The 1,564-nt window shown below is 39.5% G+C and carries 4 protein-coding genes; 1 reads left to right on the forward strand and 3 read right to left on the reverse strand.

Features of this window, described 5'->3' with window-relative positions; genetic code table 11:
* Positions 1-106 precede the first annotated feature (106 nt).
* The 3 genes from KSO91_RS17190 to KSO91_RS17200 all read right to left on the reverse strand — a co-directional run bounded on the left by KSO91_RS17190 (position 107) and on the right by KSO91_RS17200 (position 1,085).
* Positions 107-301 carry a hypothetical protein gene (locus KSO91_RS17190; RefSeq protein WP_238744243.1) on the reverse strand — a complete coding sequence of 65 codons (195 nt, stop codon included), beginning with the start codon at positions 299-301 and terminating at the stop codon, positions 107-109.
* A gap of 11 nt (positions 302-312) precedes the next feature.
* The gene (locus KSO91_RS17195; RefSeq protein WP_238744244.1) at positions 313-540 is read right to left on the reverse strand and encodes a hypothetical protein; all 228 of its coding nucleotides are present in this window, start codon (positions 538-540) and stop codon (positions 313-315) included.
* Between the two features lie 161 nt (positions 541-701).
* On the reverse strand, positions 702-1,085 hold the full coding sequence (locus tag KSO91_RS17200) for a hypothetical protein (RefSeq protein ID WP_238744245.1): 384 nt from the start codon (positions 1,083-1,085) through the stop codon (positions 702-704).
* A 195-nt stretch (positions 1,086-1,280) separates the two neighbouring features.
* On the opposite strand from KSO91_RS17200, the gene KSO91_RS17205 reads away from it, so the two are divergent.
* Positions 1,281-1,564: phage integrase N-terminal SAM-like domain-containing protein (locus tag KSO91_RS17205; protein WP_238744246.1), on the forward strand; the 284-nt coding region annotated here is incomplete at its 3' end.

Genomic DNA, 1,564 nt, shown 5'->3' on the forward strand with positions numbered 1-1,564 from the left:
AAGCCAACCCAGAAAATTACCTGCCATGGAATTATCTAGAAAATAGTGAGTAACGGCTGACTTGCTTTCCAAAAAAGACTGAATTGGGCTAACCGCCCAAGTCAAACTATGCAGCCGTAAGCTCACCCTTTAGTAGATCTTGAAGCTTTTCATGTGGCCCATCTATTCTACTGAAATCAGATATCCCACCTTTGGCCTCTTCTTCTTTAAAAAATTTAATGAGTGCTTTTACCTTGGATTCGTCACCGACAAATGCAATATTAGCAGCCCATTTTCTTTCTTTTTTTTCATCTTCACTCATAAGTTAAGCACCTAAAGCTCGACAGTTATTTCCGACTCAGTATCATACGCTTCAATTTTACCGATACCTTTTTCAATGATTACTTTGAAGTTTTTATCGAAGACTGGCCTCCCTTCTGCGAAACCAGTGATTTTATAAACATGATAATCGCCATTATTTTTCTTAATCACCATTCTTCTCTCAGAGAAACTATCTAACTGATCTCCATCTTCGAGTATTTGAAATCTAAATTCTTGCATGTTTACTCCAATAATTTAAAATTAAATGATACAGCTTAACGGCCATATAACGCCAGCAATAAACGGCGCTAGGTTTGGCGACGATTTTGCGGCTTTTGTTTTTTGCAAAATAGGCGACAAACCGTAAAGCGTCCGATTTGATTGCCTTGTTAAATGTATTTCTAGTCGAATGGAGTGAATTGAATGTCATATCCATGCGGGTTTTCTCTAGGAGGCTCTTCTGGCTCAGTAGAATATATTTGAATTTCACCTGTTACTTCAAAGCCGATTTGGTTTCCAATACTTTTTACCATATATGGAGGCTCGTCAATGTCATTAGCCCACACTTTCATTCCCATAATGGCATTACCTTTGGGGCAAGAGAAGCCTTCTTTCATGTCACCACAAACGCCTTCAGCTAAAACGGTGAAATGGCTGTATGGAGTCGTTTCTTTTCCATAACGAAGCTTTAACTTCCAATCAGAATCATCACTCATACTTTCACCTTGAACACTTGTCGCAATAAACATTAACGTGATTGCTGCGAATAAATTAGGAATATTCATATACATTTAACGCCGCATTAAGCGGACTAAAATTGTGGGTTATAATGTGTAGCGAAGCGGAACGTAACCCACTGTTTTAGTTCCGTTTAAATGCCTTGTTGAACGAAGCCGCTAGCGGCAGAAAAACAAAAGTCCAAGAACGTTCATACTTATATTCTCGTCACACTTCGGTGATGAATAATAGGAGTATAAGCCATGAACACTTCAGAGCAACAACACTTTAACCTTTTATATCAACAACATTTGACTAACCTAACACTTCAAGGCATGCGACCCGCCACTATTGATGCCTACTCGCGGGCGGTGCGTAGAATTACCCAGTTTTTTGACCAATCACCAGACACCTTAACTAAGGTGAGCTTACGGCTGCATAGTTTGACTTGGGCGGTTAGCCCAATTCAGTCTTTTTTGGAAAGCAAGTCAGCCGTTACTCACTATTTTCTAGATAATTCCATGGCAGGTAATTTTCTGGGTTGGCT

This window comes from Psychromonas antarctica, assembly GCF_022267535.1.
GTDB classification, from domain to species: domain Bacteria; phylum Pseudomonadota; class Gammaproteobacteria; order Enterobacterales; family Psychromonadaceae; genus Psychromonas; species Psychromonas antarctica.